General features: G+C 35.8%; 20 protein-coding genes. 13 read left to right on the top strand and 7 right to left on the bottom strand.

The window, feature by feature from the left end; all coding sequences use genetic code 11:
• Window positions 1–3: 3 nt before the first annotated feature.
• Window positions 4–663: a CBS domain-containing protein gene (locus ACRDEC_RS05225; RefSeq protein WP_431497275.1), complete on the bottom strand. Its 660-nt coding sequence runs from the start codon at window positions 661–663 to the stop codon at window positions 4–6.
• Between the two features lie 100 nt (window positions 664–763).
• On the opposite strand from ACRDEC_RS05225, the gene ACRDEC_RS05220 reads away from it, so the two are divergent.
• Together ACRDEC_RS05220 and ACRDEC_RS05215 are read left to right on the top strand one after the other, a co-directional pair.
• Window positions 764–1,489, top strand: coding sequence for a pyridoxine 5'-phosphate synthase (locus ACRDEC_RS05220; RefSeq protein WP_431497274.1), 726 nt, complete (start codon window positions 764–766; stop codon window positions 1,487–1,489).
• 1 nt (window position 1,490) lies between these two features.
• A complete protein-coding gene (locus ACRDEC_RS05215) occupies window positions 1,491–2,252 on the top strand; it encodes an alpha/beta fold hydrolase (protein ID WP_431497273.1) in 762 nt (253 codons plus the stop codon).
• A gap of 76 nt (window positions 2,253–2,328) precedes the next feature.
• Here the strand turns inward: ACRDEC_RS05215 and ACRDEC_RS05210 are convergent, their stop codons facing one another.
• Window positions 2,329–3,681, bottom strand: coding sequence for a T9SS type A sorting domain-containing protein (locus tag ACRDEC_RS05210; RefSeq protein WP_431497272.1), 1,353 nt, complete (start codon window positions 3,679–3,681; stop codon window positions 2,329–2,331).
• A gap of 119 nt (window positions 3,682–3,800) precedes the next feature.
• On the opposite strand from ACRDEC_RS05210, the gene ACRDEC_RS05205 reads away from it, so the two are divergent.
• From ACRDEC_RS05205 to clpX, 4 genes are all read left to right on the top strand, one after another.
• A complete protein-coding gene (locus tag ACRDEC_RS05205; protein WP_431497271.1) occupies window positions 3,801–4,157 on the top strand; it encodes a phage holin family protein in 357 nt (118 codons plus the stop codon).
• Window positions 4,158–4,254: 97 nt separating this feature from the next.
• A complete protein-coding gene (gene tig / locus ACRDEC_RS05200) occupies window positions 4,255–5,580 on the top strand; it encodes a trigger factor (protein WP_431497270.1) in 1,326 nt (441 codons plus the stop codon).
• A 179-nt stretch (window positions 5,581–5,759) separates the two neighbouring features.
• Window positions 5,760–6,416 carry an ATP-dependent Clp endopeptidase proteolytic subunit ClpP gene (gene clpP, locus ACRDEC_RS05195; RefSeq protein WP_431497269.1) on the top strand — a complete coding sequence of 219 codons (657 nt, stop codon included), beginning with the start codon at window positions 5,760–5,762 and terminating at the stop codon, window positions 6,414–6,416.
• A gap of 62 nt (window positions 6,417–6,478) precedes the next feature.
• A complete protein-coding gene (clpX, locus tag ACRDEC_RS05190; protein WP_431497268.1) occupies window positions 6,479–7,711 on the top strand; it encodes an ATP-dependent Clp protease ATP-binding subunit ClpX in 1,233 nt (410 codons plus the stop codon).
• Window positions 7,712–7,773: 62 nt separating this feature from the next.
• Here the strand turns inward: clpX and ACRDEC_RS05185 are convergent, their stop codons facing one another.
• The 3 genes from ACRDEC_RS05185 to ACRDEC_RS05175 all read right to left on the bottom strand — a co-directional run bounded on the left by ACRDEC_RS05185 (window position 7,774) and on the right by ACRDEC_RS05175 (window position 11,449).
• Window positions 7,774–7,905 carry a hypothetical protein gene (locus tag ACRDEC_RS05185; protein ID WP_431497267.1) on the bottom strand — a complete coding sequence of 44 codons (132 nt, stop codon included), beginning with the start codon at window positions 7,903–7,905 and terminating at the stop codon, window positions 7,774–7,776.
• 255 nt (window positions 7,906–8,160) lie between these two features.
• Window positions 8,161–9,720 carry an OmpA family protein gene (locus tag ACRDEC_RS05180; RefSeq protein WP_431497266.1) on the bottom strand — a complete coding sequence of 520 codons (1,560 nt, stop codon included), beginning with the start codon at window positions 9,718–9,720 and terminating at the stop codon, window positions 8,161–8,163.
• A 211-nt stretch (window positions 9,721–9,931) separates the two neighbouring features.
• Window positions 9,932–11,449, bottom strand: coding sequence for a GH3 auxin-responsive promoter family protein (locus tag ACRDEC_RS05175; RefSeq protein ID WP_431497265.1), 1,518 nt, complete (start codon window positions 11,447–11,449; stop codon window positions 9,932–9,934).
• 79 nt (window positions 11,450–11,528) lie between these two features.
• Here ACRDEC_RS05175 and ACRDEC_RS05170 point away from each other — a divergent pair, with 79 nt between their 5' ends.
• Entirely contained in the window at window positions 11,529–12,323 is a 795-nt protein-coding gene (locus ACRDEC_RS05170) for a DUF2797 domain-containing protein (protein WP_431497264.1), read from the top strand.
• Window positions 12,324–12,410: 87 nt separating this feature from the next.
• Here ACRDEC_RS05170 and ACRDEC_RS05165 read toward each other — a convergent pair whose 3' ends face one another.
• Window positions 12,411–13,817: an APC family permease gene (locus tag ACRDEC_RS05165; protein ID WP_431497263.1), complete on the bottom strand. Its 1,407-nt coding sequence runs from the start codon at window positions 13,815–13,817 to the stop codon at window positions 12,411–12,413.
• Between the two features lie 88 nt (window positions 13,818–13,905).
• Here ACRDEC_RS05165 and ACRDEC_RS05160 point away from each other — a divergent pair, with 88 nt between their 5' ends.
• From ACRDEC_RS05160 to queG, 4 genes are all read left to right on the top strand, one after another.
• Window positions 13,906–14,136, top strand: a complete 231-nt coding sequence (locus ACRDEC_RS05160) for a (4Fe-4S)-binding protein (RefSeq protein ID WP_431497262.1) — start codon at window positions 13,906–13,908, stop codon at window positions 14,134–14,136.
• The gene (locus ACRDEC_RS05155; protein WP_431497261.1) at window positions 14,129–14,437 is read left to right on the top strand and encodes a GNAT family N-acetyltransferase; all 309 of its coding nucleotides are present in this window, start codon (window positions 14,129–14,131) and stop codon (window positions 14,435–14,437) included. The genes ACRDEC_RS05160 and ACRDEC_RS05155 overlap by 8 nt, the downstream gene beginning before the upstream one ends.
• A gap of 86 nt (window positions 14,438–14,523) precedes the next feature.
• Window positions 14,524–15,546: a Holliday junction branch migration DNA helicase RuvB gene (ruvB, locus tag ACRDEC_RS05150; RefSeq protein ID WP_431497260.1), complete on the top strand. Its 1,023-nt coding sequence runs from the start codon at window positions 14,524–14,526 to the stop codon at window positions 15,544–15,546.
• Window positions 15,547–15,628: 82 nt separating this feature from the next.
• Window positions 15,629–16,555, top strand: a complete 927-nt coding sequence (gene queG / locus ACRDEC_RS05145; RefSeq protein WP_431497259.1) for a tRNA epoxyqueuosine(34) reductase QueG — start codon at window positions 15,629–15,631, stop codon at window positions 16,553–16,555.
• 63 nt (window positions 16,556–16,618) lie between these two features.
• On the opposite strand, the gene ACRDEC_RS05140 is transcribed toward queG, so the two are convergent.
• Window positions 16,619–17,212 (bottom strand): hypothetical protein, encoded by a 594-nt coding sequence (locus tag ACRDEC_RS05140; RefSeq protein WP_431497258.1) that lies wholly within the window; start codon window positions 17,210–17,212, stop codon window positions 16,619–16,621.
• Window positions 17,213–17,438: 226 nt separating this feature from the next.
• Between ACRDEC_RS05140 and ACRDEC_RS05135 the strand changes: the two genes are divergently transcribed.
• Both ACRDEC_RS05135 and ruvA read left to right on the top strand, forming a co-directional pair.
• A complete protein-coding gene (locus tag ACRDEC_RS05135) occupies window positions 17,439–19,730 on the top strand; it encodes an NADP-dependent malic enzyme (RefSeq protein WP_431497257.1) in 2,292 nt (763 codons plus the stop codon).
• A gap of 95 nt (window positions 19,731–19,825) precedes the next feature.
• On the top strand, window positions 19,826–20,407 hold the full coding sequence (gene ruvA / locus ACRDEC_RS05130; RefSeq protein WP_431497256.1) for a Holliday junction branch migration protein RuvA: 582 nt from the start codon (window positions 19,826–19,828) through the stop codon (window positions 20,405–20,407).
• Window positions 20,408–20,409: the final 2 nt, after the last annotated feature.

The raw sequence follows: 20,409 nt of genomic DNA, 5'->3' as shown, positions 1-20,409 counted from the left end.
AAACTATATGTTAAGGTATTTGTCCAGATAATCGGAACGGTCTTTTAATATTTTTAAGTAGCTGTCTTCTTGGTGTTCTGAAATAATTTCGTATTCATATCGACGAAATGTCTGTATTATTTCATTCATTCCACCCATGGCGATTTTTAGCGTAATCTGAACTTTTTCATTGTTTATTTCCGAAATAAAAAGCCCTAATAATCGGCCGTTATTACCTTCAACAATTTGTGAAATCTGGCTGAAGGAATACTCATTTGTATTTTTTTCGATAATGATAATGCTTCCGGGTTCTTTTAAAAATGGCGTTTCGTTAAAAAACCGAATAATATCATTAATTTCATAATAACCCAAATAGGTGTTGTTTTCATCAAGAACCGGTAGAATGTTCGACTGGTTGTGCGCAAATACTTCTAAAACGTCTAGCCAGATGGCGTTGCTTTTGGTGAAAAAACCTTCTAAAGTATACTTGTAATCACTGATTTTTTTATCAAAATCAAAAGTTTCTACATCTTCACTCGATAAATTCCCAACAAACAGGCCTTCTTCCAGAACCGGAAAATGAGAAAATGGCACTTCTACAAAAAAATCCTGCGCTGTGGCAACACTTTCCTGAACATCAAGTGCTTTGTAATCGTGATTGATATAGTGTGATAAAATATTCATAAGCAAATGGAGTAATTCACTGCAAAATAATTAAAAAATAAGATATTACCCTTATTTAAGTTCGTATTTTTGTGTTTTACAAATACAAATTAAGGCTATAATGACTCAAAACCATTGCAAGTTAAGTGTAAATATTAACAAAATTGCCACTTTAAGAAATTCCAGAGGCGGAAATGTTCCCGATTTATTGAAAGTTGCTGCCGATATTCAAAAATTCGGTGCACAAGGAATTACGATTCATCCGCGTCCGGACGAAAGACATATTCGTTATCAAGATGCAAGAGATTTAAAATCGATTGTTTACACTGAATATAATATTGAAGGAAATCCGGAAAAGAAATTCATTGATTTAGTGCTTGAAGTAAAACCTACCCAAGTGACTTTAGTTCCTGATTCAATTGATGCGTTGACTTCTAATGCAGGTTGGGATACTGTTAAATATCAGGATTTTTTAAAAGAAGTTATTCAGGAGTTTCATAGAAATAATATCCGGACGTCTATTTTTGTAGACCCGGTTTTATCAATGATTGAAGGAGCTAAAGCCACAGGAACCGACAGAATTGAATTGTATACTGAAGCTTTTGCTCATGAATATGGTTTGGGAAATGAAAATGGGATTTTGCCTTACACGGCTTCAGCAATTTTAGCTGACGAATTGGATTTAGGGATTAATGCAGGGCATGATCTGAGTTTGGATAACATTCAGTTTTTCAATCAGAATATTCCAAACCTGATGGAAGTTTCCATTGGACACGCACTTATTTCAGAATCTTTGTATTTAGGCTTGGAAAATGTGGTGAATATGTACCTGCAAAAATTAAAATAATATGCTTTTTTCAAAAATAGAAGGACAAGGACAACCTCTTCTGATTATTCATGGGTTCTTGGGAATGTCCGACAATTGGAAAACATTAGCGATGCAATACGTTGCTCAAGGTTTTCAGGTACATGCTTTGGATTTGCGAAACCATGGAAAAAGTTTTCATTCGGACGAATTCAGTTATAGTCTGATGGTTCAGGATGTGGTTGAGTATTGTCAGTTTCACCAATTGACTTCGATTGATGTTATTGGCCATTCTATGGGAGGGAAAGTTGCTATGCTTTTGGCGACAACGTATCCGGAATTGGTTGGCAAATTAGTTGTGGCAGATATCGGTCCAAAATATTATGCTCCTCATCACGATGTTATTTTAGCATCACTTAATGCTATCGATTTTTCAAAAAAACCATCCCGAAGCGAAGCGGAAGAAATTGTTTCAGGGTATATTCATGATTTTGGGACACGTCAGTTTTTGCTTAAAAATTTATATTGGGTTGAGCCGGGGCAATTGGGCTTTCGATTTAATCTCAAAGTTTTTAATGAAAAAATAGAAACGATAGGCGAGGCTTTACCTTTTGAAAATCATTTTGATAAAGCAACCTTGTTCTTGCGGGGTGATAAGTCAGATTATATTTCAGATTTCGATTTTGAAACTATTCTGCATCATTTTCCAAAAGCTGAAATTGAAACTATTTCAAATGCCGGACATTGGCTTCATGCCGAAAACCCTAAAGAATTTTTCGAGAAAACAATTCTTTTTCTGAAATAAAATCCTTTACAGATTTAGGATAAATAAAAAAGCCCTTTTCTTTGAGAAAAGGGCTTTTTAGTAGAAAAACTAAAATTTAGTTTTTAGCAATTTTTATTGTTTGAACACCTCCGTTATTAGAAGTAGCTTTCAAAAAGTAAACTCCAGTGTTAAGTGAAGATAAATCTACTTCTACTTCATTGTTTAAAGTAGAAAAAGCTTTTGTGTATACTTGTTTTCCTAATAAGTCATAAACAGTTGCATTGCTTACGGCATTGATAGAAGAAGATAATTTTACAATTCCGTTAGTTGGGTTTGGATATACTGCGAACTCAGAAGTATTATTGAAATCTTCAACACCTAAAGAAGCTCCTGTATATTTGTATATTCCTCCAACAAAAGAACTTGTAGTAAAACCTCCGGCCCAACCTGTAGTTCCGTTTAAGAAAGCAACACTAGTTCTTTGAGTTCCCGTGTCAACTTGTGTCCAAGTAGTTCCGTTATTATTACTAGTTCCTGAGTATTGAACAGTAGTTGGTCCGGTTCCTGTAGATCCAGTTCCTACAAGGATGGTTGTTCCGGGGATATATGCTACAGTTTTGTATTGTGCAGTGTAAGCAGCTCCAGCATCCCATGTAGTACCTCCGTTAGAAGTTTTCCATAATTTATAAGTAGCACCGGAATCAAGTGTACCAATGATAATTCCGTTGTTATTGTCGCTAAAATATGGTTTTCCGTTTATGGCTGCACTGCCAAAATCATTTAGTCCGGTTGGACCGTTAAGTTTTGTCCATGTAACGCCCATATCAGTTGTACGGTAAAGTTTTCCTTTGTTTGTTGTAAACCATAAAGTGTTTCCGGCTGTTACAACACCACCGTTGTATCCGTACTCTCCACCTGCTGGGTTCGGTATTGAAGCTGCTGCAGGTGCGGCCCATGTAGCTCCTCCATCAGTTGTTCTGTAAACTTCAAATTCAGTTCCTACCGGGTCACCCATTGTAATACCATTATTGGCATTGAAGAAATGAACCATGTTGAACCATGAAAATCCTGCTGTTGTATATGCTGCTGCATTTTGTTGTACCCACGTTGTTCCTCCATCTGAGGTTTTCCATACTCCGCCAAATCCGTCAACGTCATCAAATGCTCCAACCCATGCCGTTGTGGCACTTACCGCAGTAATGTTAGTGAGTTTCAATAGTGGATTTCCTACATCAATAGCACCTGGTGTCCAAGTAGTGCCTCCATTAGTTGTTCTGGTAAACAGTTGGAAATTGTCCCCTCCGGCCGAGCCATCATAAGCTTTGGCCCAAACGGTATTGGCATCAACGATGTCAATTTCATCTACACCCGTGCTGGCTGCTGTAAATCCAGTGGCTTGCTGAGTCCATTGAGAATATATTGCCCCATTGGCGGCTAAAAAAATAGACAAGAGTAATAGTTTTTTCATAATTGGTTTTTTAAGGTTATTTTCCACGAAAATAGAAAATATTTTAATTACTTTGTGGAATAATTTCCTAATTTTTAGGAAAAATTAACTATTTTGACTATAATAACTTAAATGAATTTATGAAATTACTACAAAGATTGTTAATCACGATTGTTATTGTGCTGGCATTAACTTATTTTATGGGCGGTGTGACTATGTCAGCCACTACAACATTAGGGACTTTGAAAATAGCTTTGATTGTATCGGTTGTTTTGGGCTTGCTAAATACCTTTTTAAAGCCAATTTTGGTGTTTTTCACTTTTCCTGTAACGGTTTTGACTCTTGGATTATTTCTCTTGGTTATTAATGCAGGAATGGTTCTGTTGTGCAGTAAATTAGTTGATGGTTTTGATATCGCTTCGTTTTGGACAGCATTGTTATTTAGTATCCTGCTTTCTATTTCACAATCAATATTATACAAGCTAATCAAAGACTAAAAATAAAGCGTTAGAATTCAATAAAATAAAATTTGTTGGGTGGCAGAAATTATGTAATTTTGCCACCCGATTTTAGTATGTAAATAAAATATCAAAAATGAATATTACAAAAACAAATATTGACGCATTAAATGCAGTAATTACAATAGAGCTTTCTAAGAATGATTATTCAAAAGACGTAGAGGCAATTTTAATAAACTATCGTAAGACGGCTAATATCGCTGGATTTAGAAAAGGTGAAGTGCCAATGTCTATCATCAAAAAACAATACGGTAAAAGCATTATTCAAGAGCAGGCAAATAAAGTTATCCAAGAAAAACTGACTCGATTTATCAGTGCTGAGAAATTAGACATGTTAGGACAGCCTATCTTAAGAACTGAAGAAGATTTCGATTGGAATGCTGAAACAATCACTTTTGAATATGAAATTGGTCTGGTTCCTCAATTCGAAGTGTATCTTGAAATACCAAATGATGTAACAATGTACAAAATCATTGCTGACGAGAAAATGCTGAACGAACAAGTACAACGTATTCAAAAGCAATTTGGTAAAATGATTGCTAAAAATGAAGTTGAAGAAAACGACGATATTCGTGGTGTTTTCATCAATGAAGAAAAAGGAATCAACGCACCGGCTCAAATTACTTTAGATATTTTCAAAGACAAAGCGGCTGTTAAAAAATTCATAGGTAAAAAAGTAGGTGATGTAGTTACTGTAGGTACCAAAGGACTTTTTGACGACGATCATAAATTAATGGATTACCTGCAAGTAGGCCATGACGATGTTCATGATTTGGATATCAATGTAGATTTCAAAATCGAAGAAATAACAACAAGCGAGCCTGCAGAATTAAATCAGGAATTATTTGATAAGTTGTTTGGAGAAGGAAACGTTTCTTCACTAGAAGAGGTTAAAGCAAAAATTAAAGAAGACGCTGAAAAGCAATTTTCTCAACAAGCAGATCAGCAGTTTTTAAATGATGTTTCTGCCTTTTTATTGGAAGCTAATCCATTCGAATTGCCGGCAACTTTCTTAAAAAAATGGATTCAGACTATTGGCGAAAAACCGCTTACTGCAGAACAGGCAGAAGTAGAATATGCAAGATCTGAAAACGGATTGCGTTACCAATTGATCGAAGGTAAAATAATGGCAGATAATAATTTGCAGATTAGTTTCGAAGACCTAAAAGCATACGCGTCAGAGGTAATCAAAAAGCAAATGGCACAATTCGGTCAAATGAACCCAACTGCAGAAGATGTAGAAGGAATTGTGGCAAGAGTTTTATCAAACCAGGAAGAAGTAAAAAGATTGTCAGAACAAGTTATGAGCGAAAAAATGCTAGGCTTATTCAAGGATAAAATCAAAGCAAAAACAAAAGAGGTAACTTACCAAGATTTTGTTAAAGAAATGTATGGAGAATAAATTTTCTAAAAATTCCTTATATTTGAGCGTCAAATGATTACTTTGACGCTTTTTTATTAGGAGTTTTTCCCGCTATCCGTTGCAATCTTTTGTTTTTTATTCGAATAAAAAACAAAAGGATTTCCACTGCTATCGGGACTAATTCATAATTTATAATTCAAACTCATAATTTATAAAAAATGAACTACGGTAAAGAATTTAAAAAATTTGCAACAAAAAAACACGGTGTTAACAGCATGTATTACGATAAAATCGTAAATAGTATGACACCTTATATTATAGAAGAACGTCAGCTGAATATTTCCCAATTGGATGTATTCTCCCGTTTGATGATGGATAGAATTATCTTTCTTGGAACTGGGGTTGATGAACATGTAGCTAATATTATCCAAGCTCAATTGCTGTTTTTGGAAAGTGTTGATGCTTCAAAAGACATTCAGATTTATATCAATTCTCCTGGAGGAAGCGTTTATGCAGGTTTAGGGATTTATGATACAATGCAGTATATCAAGCCGGATGTGGCTACAATTTGCACAGGAATGGCCGCTTCTATGGGAGCTGTTTTATTATGTGCCGGTGCTGACGGGAAACGTTCGGCACTACCACATTCAAGAGTAATGATTCACCAGCCGTCAGGAGGAGCACAAGGAGTTGCAACTGATATGGAAATCAACCTGAAAGAAATGTTGAAACTTAAGGATGAGTTATACCAGATCATTGCTAAGCATTCAAAACAATCTTTTGATAAAGTATTCAAAGACAGCGAACGTGATTATTGGATGATTGCTGATGAAGCTAAAGAATACGGAATGATTGATGAAGTTTTAAGAAGATAATTACAGATGCGGTTGACAGATGATGGAAAAACCTGAAATCTGAAATCGGAAAGCTAGAAAAGATGGCAAAAGAAATATTAGAATGTTCTTTCTGCGGAAGGAAAAAACCTGAAACCAATTTACTGATAGCCGGTATCAATTCGCACATATGCGATAAATGTATCGAACAGGCACATGGGATCGTTTTGGAAGAATTAAAAACAAGCGGAGGCGTTCGTCAGGTTTCTGATTTGGTCTTGCAAAAACCAAAACAAATCAGGGCTTTTTTGGATCAATATGTAATTGGTCAGGATCAAACTAAAAAAGTCATGTCAGTTGCAGTATACAATCATTATAAAAGATTGATGCAAATGCAACAGGATGATGAAGTTGAAATCGAAAAAAGCAACATCATTATGGTAGGTCAAACCGGTACCGGAAAGACATTGGTTGCTAAAACCATTGCCAAAATGCTTGATGTGCCTTTAGCAATTGTTGATGCTACGGTTTTAACGGAAGCAGGATATGTTGGTGAGGATGTGGAAAGCATTCTGACTCGTTTGCTGCAAGCAGCCGATTATGATGTAACTAAAGCAGAAAGAGGAATTGTTTTTATTGACGAAATAGACAAAATTGCCCGTAAGAGCGATAATCCATCCATTACCCGCGATGTTTCAGGAGAAGGTGTTCAACAGGCTTTGTTGAAATTGTTGGAAGGAACAGTGGTTAATGTGCCGCCAAAAGGAGGAAGAAAACATCCGGATCAAAAATTTGTCGAAGTAAATACACAAGATATTTTATTTATTGCCGGTGGTGCTTTTGATGGAATTGAGCGTATTATTTCCAAACGTTTGAATCGTCAGGCTGTTGGTTATAGTACTTCAAAAAATGTTGACAATATAGATAAGGATAATTTATTGCAATATATTATTCCAAAAGATATTAAAGACTTTGGTTTAATTCCTGAAATTATTGGTCGTTTGCCTGTGCTTACCCATATGGATCCTTTAGACAGGGAAACATTGCGTTCTATTTTGACAGAACCTAAAAATGCACTGATCAAACAGTATAAAAAATTATTTTTAATGGATGAGGTTAATTTTTCAATTACCGATGAAGCCCTTAATTATATTGTTGATAAAGCTTTAGAATATAAATTAGGTGCACGTGGACTGCGTTCATTATGCGAAGCAATCCTGACAGATGCTATGTATGATTTGCCAAGTTCTGAAGACAAGGAATTGCATATCGACAAACACTATGTTGAAGAAGCGCTGACTAAAAACTTACTTAAACGTTTGGAAATAGCGTCTTAAGTTTAGGTTTCAAAATAAAAAAGAAAAGCCTGTCTCGTTTTTAAATGAGACAGGTTTTTTTATTAACATTCTTTTGTGTTTTGAAGCGTCTGTTTTTTATTTTCTGTTTTAACATAACGTGATTTACAACTCCATCCGCTTGAGCAAGAGCTTAGTAATCCGATAGTTGCGATGCAAATAATCATTTTTTTCATAGTTGTGAGATTTTTTTAATGGCGCGAAAGTAATGCCGGAATACATATAAAAAAAATAGTATAGATAAAAAGCCAAAATAATCGGTTATCTGCAGTATTCTTTAAGATTTGTCTGATTAATTATATAAAATTTATTTTAAAATATTCATTTTATTTCAAAATTGAGGATTTCTTAATAATGTCATATAAAAAAACCCTGATTGTTTTATCAGGATTTTTTCATCAATGTGAATTAATAGTTAAGCTTATTTTGAATTATTTGATAATGAATTCGCTTCTTCGGTCTGCAGTAAATTGTTCATTGGTACAATTTGAACCGCAATTGGACAATGGTTTGGTTTCTCCTAAGCCTTTAGCCTCAATTCTTTTTTTGTTAATCCCTTTATTGATGAGGTATTGTTTGGTTTCTTTGGCTCTTTTTTCAGACAAAGCCAAGTTGTACCTGTCTGAACCTCTGGAATCCGTATGAGAATTAATTCTGATTTTCATATTTGAATTTTCATTCAACACTTCGAGAATTTTATTTAATGATAACGTTGATTCCGATTTAATATTGGCTTTGTCAAAATCAAAATAGATATTTTCAACAGCAATCCTGTTTTTAATGATAGTTGCTTTTTTCTGAGCCAGTTCAATGTTGGAAGTCGATTCGCCCACAGGAGAAATGAAAGGCAGTTTATAATCGGAATAGCCATCTTTTACTGCTGCGATAGTGTAGTTTTCGACAGGTTGAACGTCAAAAGTATATTCGCCTTTATCGTTTGTCATTTGCGTGGACACTACTTCGCCATCTTCATTAATTAGATCAACTTGTGTATTTGGCAAGACAATTTTACTTTCTTCTTCAACGGCAACACCTTTTATGGAAGAAGGTTTTTTTTCAAAAACAACTTTAAAGATGTCATAAGAACCCACGCTTGATTCTCTGTTTGAAGTAACATATCCTTGCTTCTCCGTTGCTAGTATAAAAGCAACTTCATCGGTTGGTGTATTTATCGTTTTTCCCAAATTCAGAGGAATCGAATAGTTGTTCTTTTTTATTCTGGAAACAAAAACATCCTGACCACCATATCCTAAATGACCATTGGATGAAAAGTATAATTCTTCATTTTTTGCAGAAACGGATGGAAATTTCTCGTCTTTTGACGTATTAATTCTGCTTCCCAGATTTTTTGGGTTTACCGGAATTCCTTTGCTGTTTATATCAGCGACATAAAGGTCATAACCACCAAAACCACCTGGCATGTTGGAAGAAAAATAGATTTTCTTACCATCAGGCGAAACGGCAGGGTTTTCTATGGAGTAATTTGGGCTGCTAAATTCAACTGCTTCTTCTTTGATCCATTTGCAACGGCATTCTTCATCAAAAACAGATTTATATAATTGGTAATTTTTGGAATTGTCTACAGCGCTTTTAGTATAATATACGACCATATTGTCCGGAGTGAAAGAAAGGCCTCCTTCGTTTCCTTCGGAATCCAATACAGAAGCAAAGAAATATGGTTTAGATAAATCTCCAGTTTCTTTATTCATACTAATACAATATAAGGTATTGTATGGGTTGTTTGTTTCCGGATCTTTTCCTGCTCCAATGGCTCCAGTTTTTCGGGACGAATACATAATATATTTATTCATAAAAATAGCAGAACCGATTTCTGAAAGATCCGAGTTTATTTTTGTTGGTGTTACTTTAAAAATAGAATTGGATTCACTGAAAGTTGTTTTTCGGATTGCTTCATTTGCCGGTAAAGAGTCCTGAGAAAAAATTGCATTTGTTGTAAAAACGAATACAATCGAAAAAATTGCTTTTTTCATAGATTTAAATTTATGCTTTTTTGTGTTTTAATTCCGCATAAAAGTATTATAATCAATTAATTATGAGTTTATTTTATAGATGAACAGTTAAAATAATCGACGAACTGCGCTATTTTTTAAGAAAATGTAATATTTTGTTCACTTAATCGTGAACTATTGAGTAAAATATAAAAGAAATCGAGGTATAATAAGTATTCTTGAATATTATCTTTTATGCTCTTTGTAAGAATAATAATTGCTCGAGATAATCTCTTGTGTTGGATAAACGAGGTATTTTGTGCTGTCCTCCTAACTTGTCTTGGTTTTTTAACCAATCGTAAAATAAATTTTCTCTGGCCACATTAATTGATAGTGGATTTAAAGTCATATTATTGTATCGTTTGGCTTCGTAATCGGAATTTAAAGACTGAATATTCTGGTCTAATAGTATTTTAAAGTCTTCGATATTTTCAGGATGTTTACGAAACTCTATAATCCATTCGTGTGCTCCTTTTTCTTTTCCGCTCATGAAAACGGGTGCGACAGTATAATCAATGACTTCTGAATGGGTTGTTTTGCAGGTTTTTGCTAATGCCAGATCAGTATTTTCAACCATCAATTCTTCTCCAAATACATTAATATGGTGTTTTGTTCTTCCCGTAACCCGAATTCGATAGGGATTTAAAGAGGTGAAACGAACAGTATCCCCAATTAAATAACGCCAAAGTCCTGCATTAGTGGTAATGACAACGGCATAATTTTTATTCAATTCTACTTCGGCAAGACGGATTGCTTTTTCATTCGGTGTCCCAAAAATATCCATCGGAATAAATTCATAGAAAATTCCATAATCCAGCATTAATAGCAGGTCACTTGAATTATTTAAGTCCTGAATAGCAAAAAAACCTTCTGAGGCATTGTAAATTTCGTAATATTTAAAATCAGGTTTTGGCAAAATCTTTTTGTACTGATCACGATAAGGATCAAAACTTACACCTCCATGGAAATAAACTTCCAGATTGGGCCAAATGTCAAATAAATTGTTCTTTCCGGTTTCCTCTAATAGTTTGTTAAGCAAAACCATCATCCAGGACGGAACTCCTGCGAAACTGGTTACATTCTCTATTTTAGTTTCGTTCACAATAGCTAAGAGCTTGGTTTCCCATTCGCTCATTAGCGAAGTCTTGTTGCTTGGCGTACTGCTGAATTCTGCCCAAAAAGGCATGTTGTCTATTAGTATTGCTGATAAATCGCCAAAAAAAGTATTGTTATCTTCATACAGTTGTTTGCTTCCGCCAAGTCGAAGGCTTTTTCCTGTAAACAATTGCGAATTTTCGTTGTTATTCAAGTACAGGCACAGTAAATCCTTACTGCCTTTATAATGACAATTTTCCAGAGCTTCATTGCTTACCGGAATAAACTTGCTTTTTGCGTTTGTGGTTCCGCTGGATTTGGCAAACCATTTGATTGGTTCATTCCAAAAAACCTGCTGTTCGCCTTTACGGGTCCTTTCAATAAAAGGTTCCAGATCTTCATAAGTCGAAATTGAAACTCTTTCCTGAAAGGTATGATATGATTTTATGGATTCAAAATCATATTGCTTTCCAATAATGGTATTTTCTGATGATTTAATGAGGCTCATCAGTAATTCTTCCTGTACTTCATTAGGGTATTTCAAAAACAACTCAATTTGGTGAATGCGTTGTTTCAAAACCCAAGAAGCAATAGAATTTATAATTGGTAAAGGCATTTTTAATTTAGGATTTATAACTTTACCAAAAATAAGATAAATTTTCAAGAATCCTAAATTCCTTAATCCTAATTCAAGAATGATATACGAAGGCGTACTTACTAAAATGCAAACTGAAAACGGGAATCCAATTCAATATTATTTGGTTTTTGAGAGCAGTTTTTTAAATGTGAATCAATTGATTGGAAAAGAGGTTGAAATTGCTTTTCAAGGATACCAATGTCTTAATTGCGGCAAAAAGAAGAAAATTTTCCGTCAGGGATTTTGTTACGACTGTTTTATGAGCAGTGCTGCAGTGGGTGATTGGATAATGAATCCTGAATTAAGTACGGCTCATTTGGATGTTGAAGACAGGGATTTGGAATATGAAAAAAAGGTTCAGCTGCAACCCCATATTGTGTATCTGGCTTTGTCGAGTGAGATTAAAGTAGGAGTAACCCGGAAAACACAAGTGCCTACACGTTGGATTGACCAAGGTGCGGTAGAAGCTATCCCTATTGTCGAAGTTCCTAATCGTTATCTGGCCGGAATTACAGAAGTCGCTCTAAAAAATCATTTTTCCGATAAAACCAATTGGCAGAAGATGCTTAAAAATGAAGTGCCCAGCGTTGATATTATTAAAGAAAGACAAAGGTTGAAAGAGCTTATTCCAAAAGAAGTTCAGGAGTTTTATGATGTAAATAAAAATGAATTGTACGAATTGCACTATCCGGTGCAGCAATATCCTAAAAAGGTAACTAGTTTAAATCTTGATAAATCGCCTAATTATTCGGGAAAATTATCGGGAATAAAAGGACAATACCTCATTTTTGAAGATGGAACCGTTTTTAACATCAGAACTTTTGAAGGTTATGTAGTGAAGATTTCGCTATAGAAACTTCTGGCAAAACCTTAGCTTATAAAAAACCCGACATATTTACGTATGTCGGGTTTTACTTTTCTTATAAGGTATGAACCAAATTTATTCTTTTGGTTTTGTAAAATAATAAACAGGAATTCCAGCAAGCATAATCAACACACCCCATCCGCAAGTACTGGTTCTGTCAATCAATAAAGCGACACAAATTGCAGTAGCTATGATGATATATAAAGCAGGTAAAACCGGATAAGCAAAAGCTTTGTAAGGACGTTCGGCATTTGGCATTTTTCTTCTTAAGATGAAAATTCCATAAATCGTCAGTATGTAAAAAATGATTACAATGATCATGACGAAATCTAATAAATCACCATATTTTCCAGTCAGGCATAATGCTGAAGCCCAAATGCACTGTATCCATAATCCCCAACCAGGAACACTTGCTTTGTTAAGATTGGCCGCTTTTTTAAAGAACAAACCGTCTTTTGCCATAGTGTAATAAACACGTGAACCAGCCATAATTAAACCGTTGTTGCAGCCAAAAGTCGAAATCATAATCATTACGGCAATAATAATGGTGCCGGTCGAGCCAAAAATATGTTCGGAAGCAACTACGGCAACTCTGTCTGAAGGAGCAAAAGCAATTTCTTGTAACGGCATTACAGCCAAGTACATCACGTTAGCTAAAACATAAATAATACTCACAATTAAAGTTCCTAAAAATAGACTCAGTCCTACATTTCGTTCCGGATTTTTTATTTCTCCCGAAATGAAAGTTACACCATTCCAGGCATCACTCGAAAACAAAGAACCTACCATAGAAGCTGCTATGGCTGAAAGTAGAGTAAAACCGCCAATTTCTGACCAAACGTTAGTGTTTTTATTGAAAGATTGAGCATTCCATGCATCGGTCCAGTTGGCATTCCACACGTCGCTTTTTGCGGCCAAGATAAAACCAAAAATAATCAATCCGAATAACGAAGCAATTTTAGTAATGGTAAATACTTTTTGAATAATCTTCCCGTTTTTTACGCCACGACTATTTATATAAGTCAATACTATAATAGTCACAATCGAAACTAATTGTGCAGCGCTTAATTTAAAAGAACCAATTTCAAGCAGAAAATTATTTTCGCTGAAAGAAGGGATTAAATAAGCGGCAAACTTTGAAAAAGCCACACCAACCGCTGCAATTGTTCCCGTTTGAATGACAGCGAAAAAACTCCATCCGTATAAAAATGCAATCAATTTATTGTAAGCTTCTTTCAGATAGACATATTGTCCGCCGGCATGAGGAAACATCGAACTCAATTCGCCGTAACTCACCGCAGCAGTCATTGTTATTAATGCCGAAACAATCCAAATGGCTATTAGCCAACCCGCACTTCCAACATTTCGGGTAATATCAGCGCTGACAATAAAAATTCCGGAACCTATCATAGAACCCACAACTAGCATCGTGGCATCAAATAACCCTAATTCACGTTTAAAATTTTGTTTTTCTTCTTGCATAATTTTTTTGGTTAGTTTTGATAAAGATATAAAAACATAATTTACACCCAATTTTTTTGTAATTTTAGTAAAAGTAAAACCTGATGATATGGATAAAGTAAGAGAATATTCAAATGGAGAAGTAACCATTGTCTGGAAGCAGGAATTGTGTATTCATTCCGGTATCTGTGCAAGAGGATTGTCGGGCGTGTTTAAACCCAAAGAGAAACCTTGGATTCATCCTGAAGGAGCTACATCAGAAGAAATTGTAAATCAGATAAAAAAATGCCCGTCAGGAGCACTTTCAGTGTATTATAATAAAACAGAGAAAAATGAGTAATAGTAATGTAGAGAGCAAATTGGTTATTAATGAAGAAAAAAAACGCTTTGAACTGAAAGTAGAAGGAGAAACCGCGTTCGTTGAATTTATTTTGTCGAACGAAAATATATTCTTTTTAACGCACACAGAAGTTCCGGTAGCATTAGAAGGAAAAGGAGTCGGTTCAGCTATTATTTCTCGGGTCTTAGAGTATATAAAGGAGAAGGGATACACTTTGGCACCGCTTTGTCCTTTTGCAGCCGCTTATATAAAGCGTCATCCGGACTGGAAAAACATTTTGGCAAAAGGATATAATGTGTAACAGTCCAAATAAAAATGCAATAATTTATTGCTGACAGCCGAAGCAAATAACCTAAACCCCGAATAAACTTTTTCTATCTTTGCCAGATGAATGAACATTTAGATCCTACCAATCAAAATTACAATGCAGAGGAACTCGACTTAGAAAAAAGATTGAGGCCGCTCTCTTTTGATGATTTTACAGGTCAAGATCAGGTTTTGGAAAATCTGAAAATATTTGTACAGGCAGCCAATCTTCGAGGCGAAGCCTTAGATCATACATTGTTTCATGGTCCTCCCGGATTAGGAAAAACAACGCTGGCCAATATTTTAGCGAATGAATTGGGTGTGGGCATCAAGATCACATCTGGGCCAGTATTAGATAAACCGGGAGATTTAGCGGGTTTGCTGACAAATCTTGATGAAAGAGATGTGTTGTTTATTGATGAAATTCACAGATTAAGTCCTATTGTCGAAGAATATTTGTATTCCGCAATGGAAGATTTCAAGATTGATATCATGATTGAATCCGGGCCAAATGCAAGAACAGTGCAAATCAACCTAAGCCCGTTTACGCTGGTTGGCGCAACCACACGTTCCGGATTGTTAACGGCTCCAATGCGAGCTCGTTTCGGAATTCAAAGCCGATTACAATATTACAATACGGAACTTTTAACGACTATCGTACAACGAAGTTCTTCCATCTTAAAAATGCCAATTACGATGGAAGCCGCTATTGAAATAGCCGGGAGAAGCCGCGGAACACCTCGTATTGCCAATGCAATGTTGCGACGTGTCAGAGATTTTGCCCAAATAAAAGGAAACGGAAAAATCGATATCGAAATAGCAAAATTTGCTTTAAATGCTTTAAATGTCGATGCGCATGGACTGGATGAAATGGACAATAAAATCTTAACCACCATCATTGATAAATTCAAAGGAGGTCCGGTGGGATTGTCTACTTTGGCCACAGCCGTTTCTGAAAGTGGGGAAACAATTGAAGAAGTATACGAGCCTTTTTTAATACAGGAAGGCTTCATTATGCGTACGCCTCGCGGCCGGGAAGTTACCGAAAAAGCCTACAAGCATCTTGGGCGAATCAAAACAAATGTTCAGGGCGGATTGTTTTAGGGCATTTCCCTTCGGGCCGGGCTTTTTGCTATATCTTTTTCGTTCCTCAAAAGGATACCGCTTCAATCCCTAATGCAGTATAGTGATCAATAACAAATCAAAATATACAAATCTCATAAAATCTGAAGCACAACGCCTCGGGTTTTTGTCTTGTGGTATATCGCCTGCCGGCTTCCTGGAAGAAGAAGCGCCTCGTTTGGAAAGCTGGCTGAAAAAACAAATGCATGGTCAGATGTCTTATATGGAAAACCATTTTGACAAACGATTAGACCCAACATTACTGGTTGATGATGCTAAAAGCGTCATTTCTTTATTACTTAATTATTATCCTTCCGAAACCCAAAATCAGGAGGGTTATAAAATTTCAAAATACGCTTACGGGCAAGATTACCATTTTGTCATCAAAGAAAAATTAAAAGAACTGTTGCATTTTATTCAGATGGAAATCGGGGAAGTTTCAGGCCGGGCTTTTGTTGATTCGGCACCTGTTTTAGATAAAGCCTGGGCGGCTAAAAGCGGTTTGGGCTGGATTGGAAAAAACAGCAACCTGCTCACCAAACAAACGGGTTCATTCTATTTTATTGCCGAATTAATTGTCGATTTGGATTTGGAGTATGATCATGCAACTACAAATCACTGCGGAAGTTGTACTGCATGTCTGGATGCCTGTCCGACAGAAGCGATCGTTGCTCCTTATGTCGTCGATGGAAGCAAATGCATTTCGTATTTCACCATTGAACTCAAAGAGAATATTCCCATGGAAATGAAAGGAAAATTTGCCGATTGGGCCTTTGGCTGCGATGTCTGTCAGGATGTTTGCCCTTGGAATAAATTCTCAAAATCACACAGCGAGCCGCTTTTCAATCCCAACTCAGAGATGCTATCCTTCACTAAGAAAGACTGGGAAGAGATAACTGATGAAACGTTTAAGAAAATATTTAAAAATTCAGCAGTCAAACGAACAAAATTAGAAGGGTTGAAAAGAAATATCGAGTTTTTAAAAAAGTAAAGTCAGGCTGACTTTAAAAGCAACCTGACTAGTTATACTACTATTAGGTAGATTGACTTGGTATTAGTCAAGTTGCATGCCTATTGGTTCTGATGGCTCTGCAGGCAATCTCGAACATATTTTTTTACGGTATGTAACGCTCATTCCCATTCTGTATGGGCCATATGCTGTAACCATGAATCCATTAATTCTTTGGTAGCTCACAATTACATAGTCAGAACCAGGTCTCATGTTTACTGCGATTTGCTTCCAGCTGTCAATTTGAGCATTTAAGGAATTCGCACTGAAACAGCAATTACTTAAATCAGCATTGAATAATTTTGTTTGAGTAACGGTAGTCCAGCTGCATCCAGGAGATAGGCTTTCTACTCTACAGCTGTTTAGCAGGGTTACCATTGCAAATTGGTTTTGAAGATCTGTTCCCGTTCCAGAAGTAAAATTACAACCATCATTTGTTAAGGTTTCAGGGCAGCTTTGCATAGTGTTTGCGGCGCCTCCAGGAGCATGAAAGTTTAGGTCACCCGGAGCTTTTGCTGTAATTTCTTCTTTTTCTGGCGTTACAACATCTTCTTTGTTACACGAAACAAAAAATAGTGAACCTGCAAATAATGCCATAATAAAATAACTCCCCAGTTTAATTTGTTTTAATTTTTTCATTGTTTGATTTTTAGTTTGCTTACTCTATTCATTGGATTTTCAGCTTTCTCCGTTTGATTGTTTTTTATATATAAACTGAAAGAAGTTTTTGTTACCTCATTTTGTAGGTTTTTTTACTTTTTTTTAAAACAACCTGATGGCATAAACTTTATGAAAGATTAATCACTAAAAATTTCATTGTTTCAATGCATATTTTAACTTTGTAAATTCATAGTAATTTTAAAATATGTCAAAAGATAATAAAAGGAGAGAAGCATTACTATACCACGCTAAGCCTACCCCGGGTAAAATTCAAGTTGTCCCAACCAAAAAATATGCCACCCAACGCGATTTGTCGCTGGCTTATTCGCCAGGCGTGGCAGAGCCTTGCCTCGAAATTGCAAAAGACGTTAATAACGTTTATAAATATACTGCCAAAGGAAATTTAGTTGCTGTAATTACTAATGGAACAGCCGTTTTAGGTTTAGGTGATATCGGACCTGAAGCATCAAAACCGGTAATGGAAGGAAAAGCATTATTGTTTAAGATCTTCTCGGATATTGATGTTTTTGATATTGAAGTTGATGCTACTGATATCGATAAATTCGTAGAAACAGTCAAAGCAATTGCACCTACTTTCGGAGGAATTAATCTGGAAGATATTAAAGCTCCGGAATCTTTTGAGATAGAAAAACGATTGGTTGAAGAATTAGATATTCCGGTTATGCATGATGATCAGCATGGAACTGCTATTATTTCTTCGGCTGCATTGCTAAATGCTTTGGAACTGGCCAATAAAAAAATAGGTGATGTTAAACTTGTAGTTTCAGGAGCTGGATCAGCGGCTTTGGCTTGTGCCAATTTATACGTGCTTTTAGGAGTTAATCCGGATAATATTATCATGTTTGATAAGGACGGTGTGCTTTCTTCTGAAAGAACGGATTTGTCTGATTTGCAAAAAAAATATTCCAAAGCAAAGCCAAATACTAATTTACAACAGGCAATGGTTGGAGCAGATGTGTTCTTGGGACTTTCAGCTGGAAACATCCTTACGCCTGAAATGTTATTGGGTATGGCAAACGATCCTATCGTTTTTGCAATGGCAAATCCTATCCCTGAAATAGATTACAATCTTGCTGTTTCTACCCGAAAAGATATCATTATGGCAACTGGCCGTTCAGATTATCCTAATCAAGTAAATAATGTATTAGGGTTTCCTTACATTTTCCGTGGTGCGCTTGATGTACGTGCAACAAAAATTAACGAAGCTATGAAAATGGCTGCTGTAAAAGCATTGGCTTGTTTAGCTAAACAATCTGTGCCGGAACAGGTAAATATTGCTTATGGTGAAACCAAATTAAACTTTGGAAGAGACTATATTATTCCAAAGCCATTTGATCCGAGATTAATTGCAGAAGTTGCGCCGGCTGTGGCCAAAGCAGCTATGGAGAGTGGTGTCGCGCAAATAGAAATTACTGATTGGGAAAAATACAAAGACGAGCTTTTAGAGCGTTTAGGTTCCGATAATAAAATGGTTCGTTTGTTGGCTAACAGAGCAAAAACAAATCCAAAACGCATTGTTTTTGCAGAAGCAGATCATCTGGATGTGTTAAAAGCAGCGCAAATAGTAAATGAAGAAGGTATTGGAGTTCCAATTCTGTTAGGAAATAAAGAGATTATTTTAGAGTTGAAAGAGGAATTAGGTTTCGATGCCGAAGTTGCTATTTTTGATCCAAAAACGAAAGAAGAAGATGCCAGAAGATTGCGTTTTGCTGAAATTTATTGGAAAGCAAGACGTCGCAGAGGAATTACATTGCTTGATGCCCAAAAATGGATGCGTGAGCGTAATTATTTTGCTGCAATGATGGTTAATGAAGGAGAAGCAGATGCTTTGGTAACTGGGTATTCGAGAAGTTATCCGTCAGTAGTGAAGCCAATGATGGAGTTGGTTGGAAAAGCACCTGGAGTAACCAGAATGGCGACGGCAAACATGATGATGACACCTCGTGGGCCTATGTTTTTATCGGACACGGCTATCAATACCAATCCAAGTGCACAGGATTTAGCAAGAATTGCATTAATGACAGCAAAAACGGTAAAAATGTTCGGAATGGAACCAATAATTGCAATGGTCTCATTTTCAAACTTTGGTTCTTCAAATAACGAAAGTGCGGCTAAAGTGCGTGAAGCAGTAGCTTATCTGCATGAAGAGCATCCGGACTTAATTGTTGATGGAGAAATTCAAACGGATTTTGCTTTAAATTCAGACATGCTGAAAAGCAAGTTTCCTTTTTCAAAATTGGCAGGACAAAAAGTAAACACACTTGTTTTTCCAAATTTGGAATCAGCGAATATTACGTATAAGATGCTGAAAGAATTGTATAAGGTAGATTCAATCGGTCCTATTATGCTGGGCATGGATAAGCCGGTTCATATTTTTCAGTTAGGTGCCAGTGTAGAAGAAATGGTAAACATGGCAGCTGTAGCTGTGGTTGATGCTCAGGAAAAAGAGAGAAGAAATAAATCGACTCAAAAATAACAGTATTATTTTTAATCGAATAATCAGGCAGTTAGGCTGAAAAAATAACAGAAATTAAAGAAAATTAGTATATTTGGTGGTTTACGAATTCATTTATGATAACACAAGTTCAAGGAAAATTAGTTGAAAAATCGCCTACAGAGGTTGTAATTGATTGTGGAGGAGTAGGTTATCAGATAAATATTTCTTTGCATACTTTCAGTATATTGCCTAATACAGATTTTGTAAAACTGTTTACGCATCTATTAGTTAAGGAAGATAGTCATACATTGTATGGATTTGTTGAAAAATCAGAAAGGGAAATTTTCAAATTATTAATTTCTGTTTCAGGAATCGGAGCTAATATTGCGAGAACAATGTTGTCGTCATTGGAACCAAAGCAAATTATACACGCGATTGCTTCCGGTGATGTTGGAGTTATTCAGTCAATAAAAGGAATTGGAGCAAAAACGGCACAAAGAGCTATTCTGGATTTAAAGGATAAAGTATTAAAAATCTATGATTTAGACGAAGTTTCGATTTCGCAAAGCAATACAAATAAAGATGAAGCGTTATCTGCATTAGAGGTCTTAGGATTTGTTAGAAAATCATCGGAAAAAGTGGTTGAAAAAATCGTTGCCGCAATGCCAGACGCTACTGTAGAAACTATTATTAAACAAGCCTTAAAAAATTTATAATC

The organism is Flavobacterium sp. (genome assembly GCF_050696275.1).
Taxonomy (GTDB): Bacteria; Bacteroidota; Bacteroidia; order Flavobacteriales; family Flavobacteriaceae; genus Flavobacterium.
Note: the sequence above shows the minus strand (reverse complement) of the source record. Positions and strands in the feature narration are given on the sequence as shown.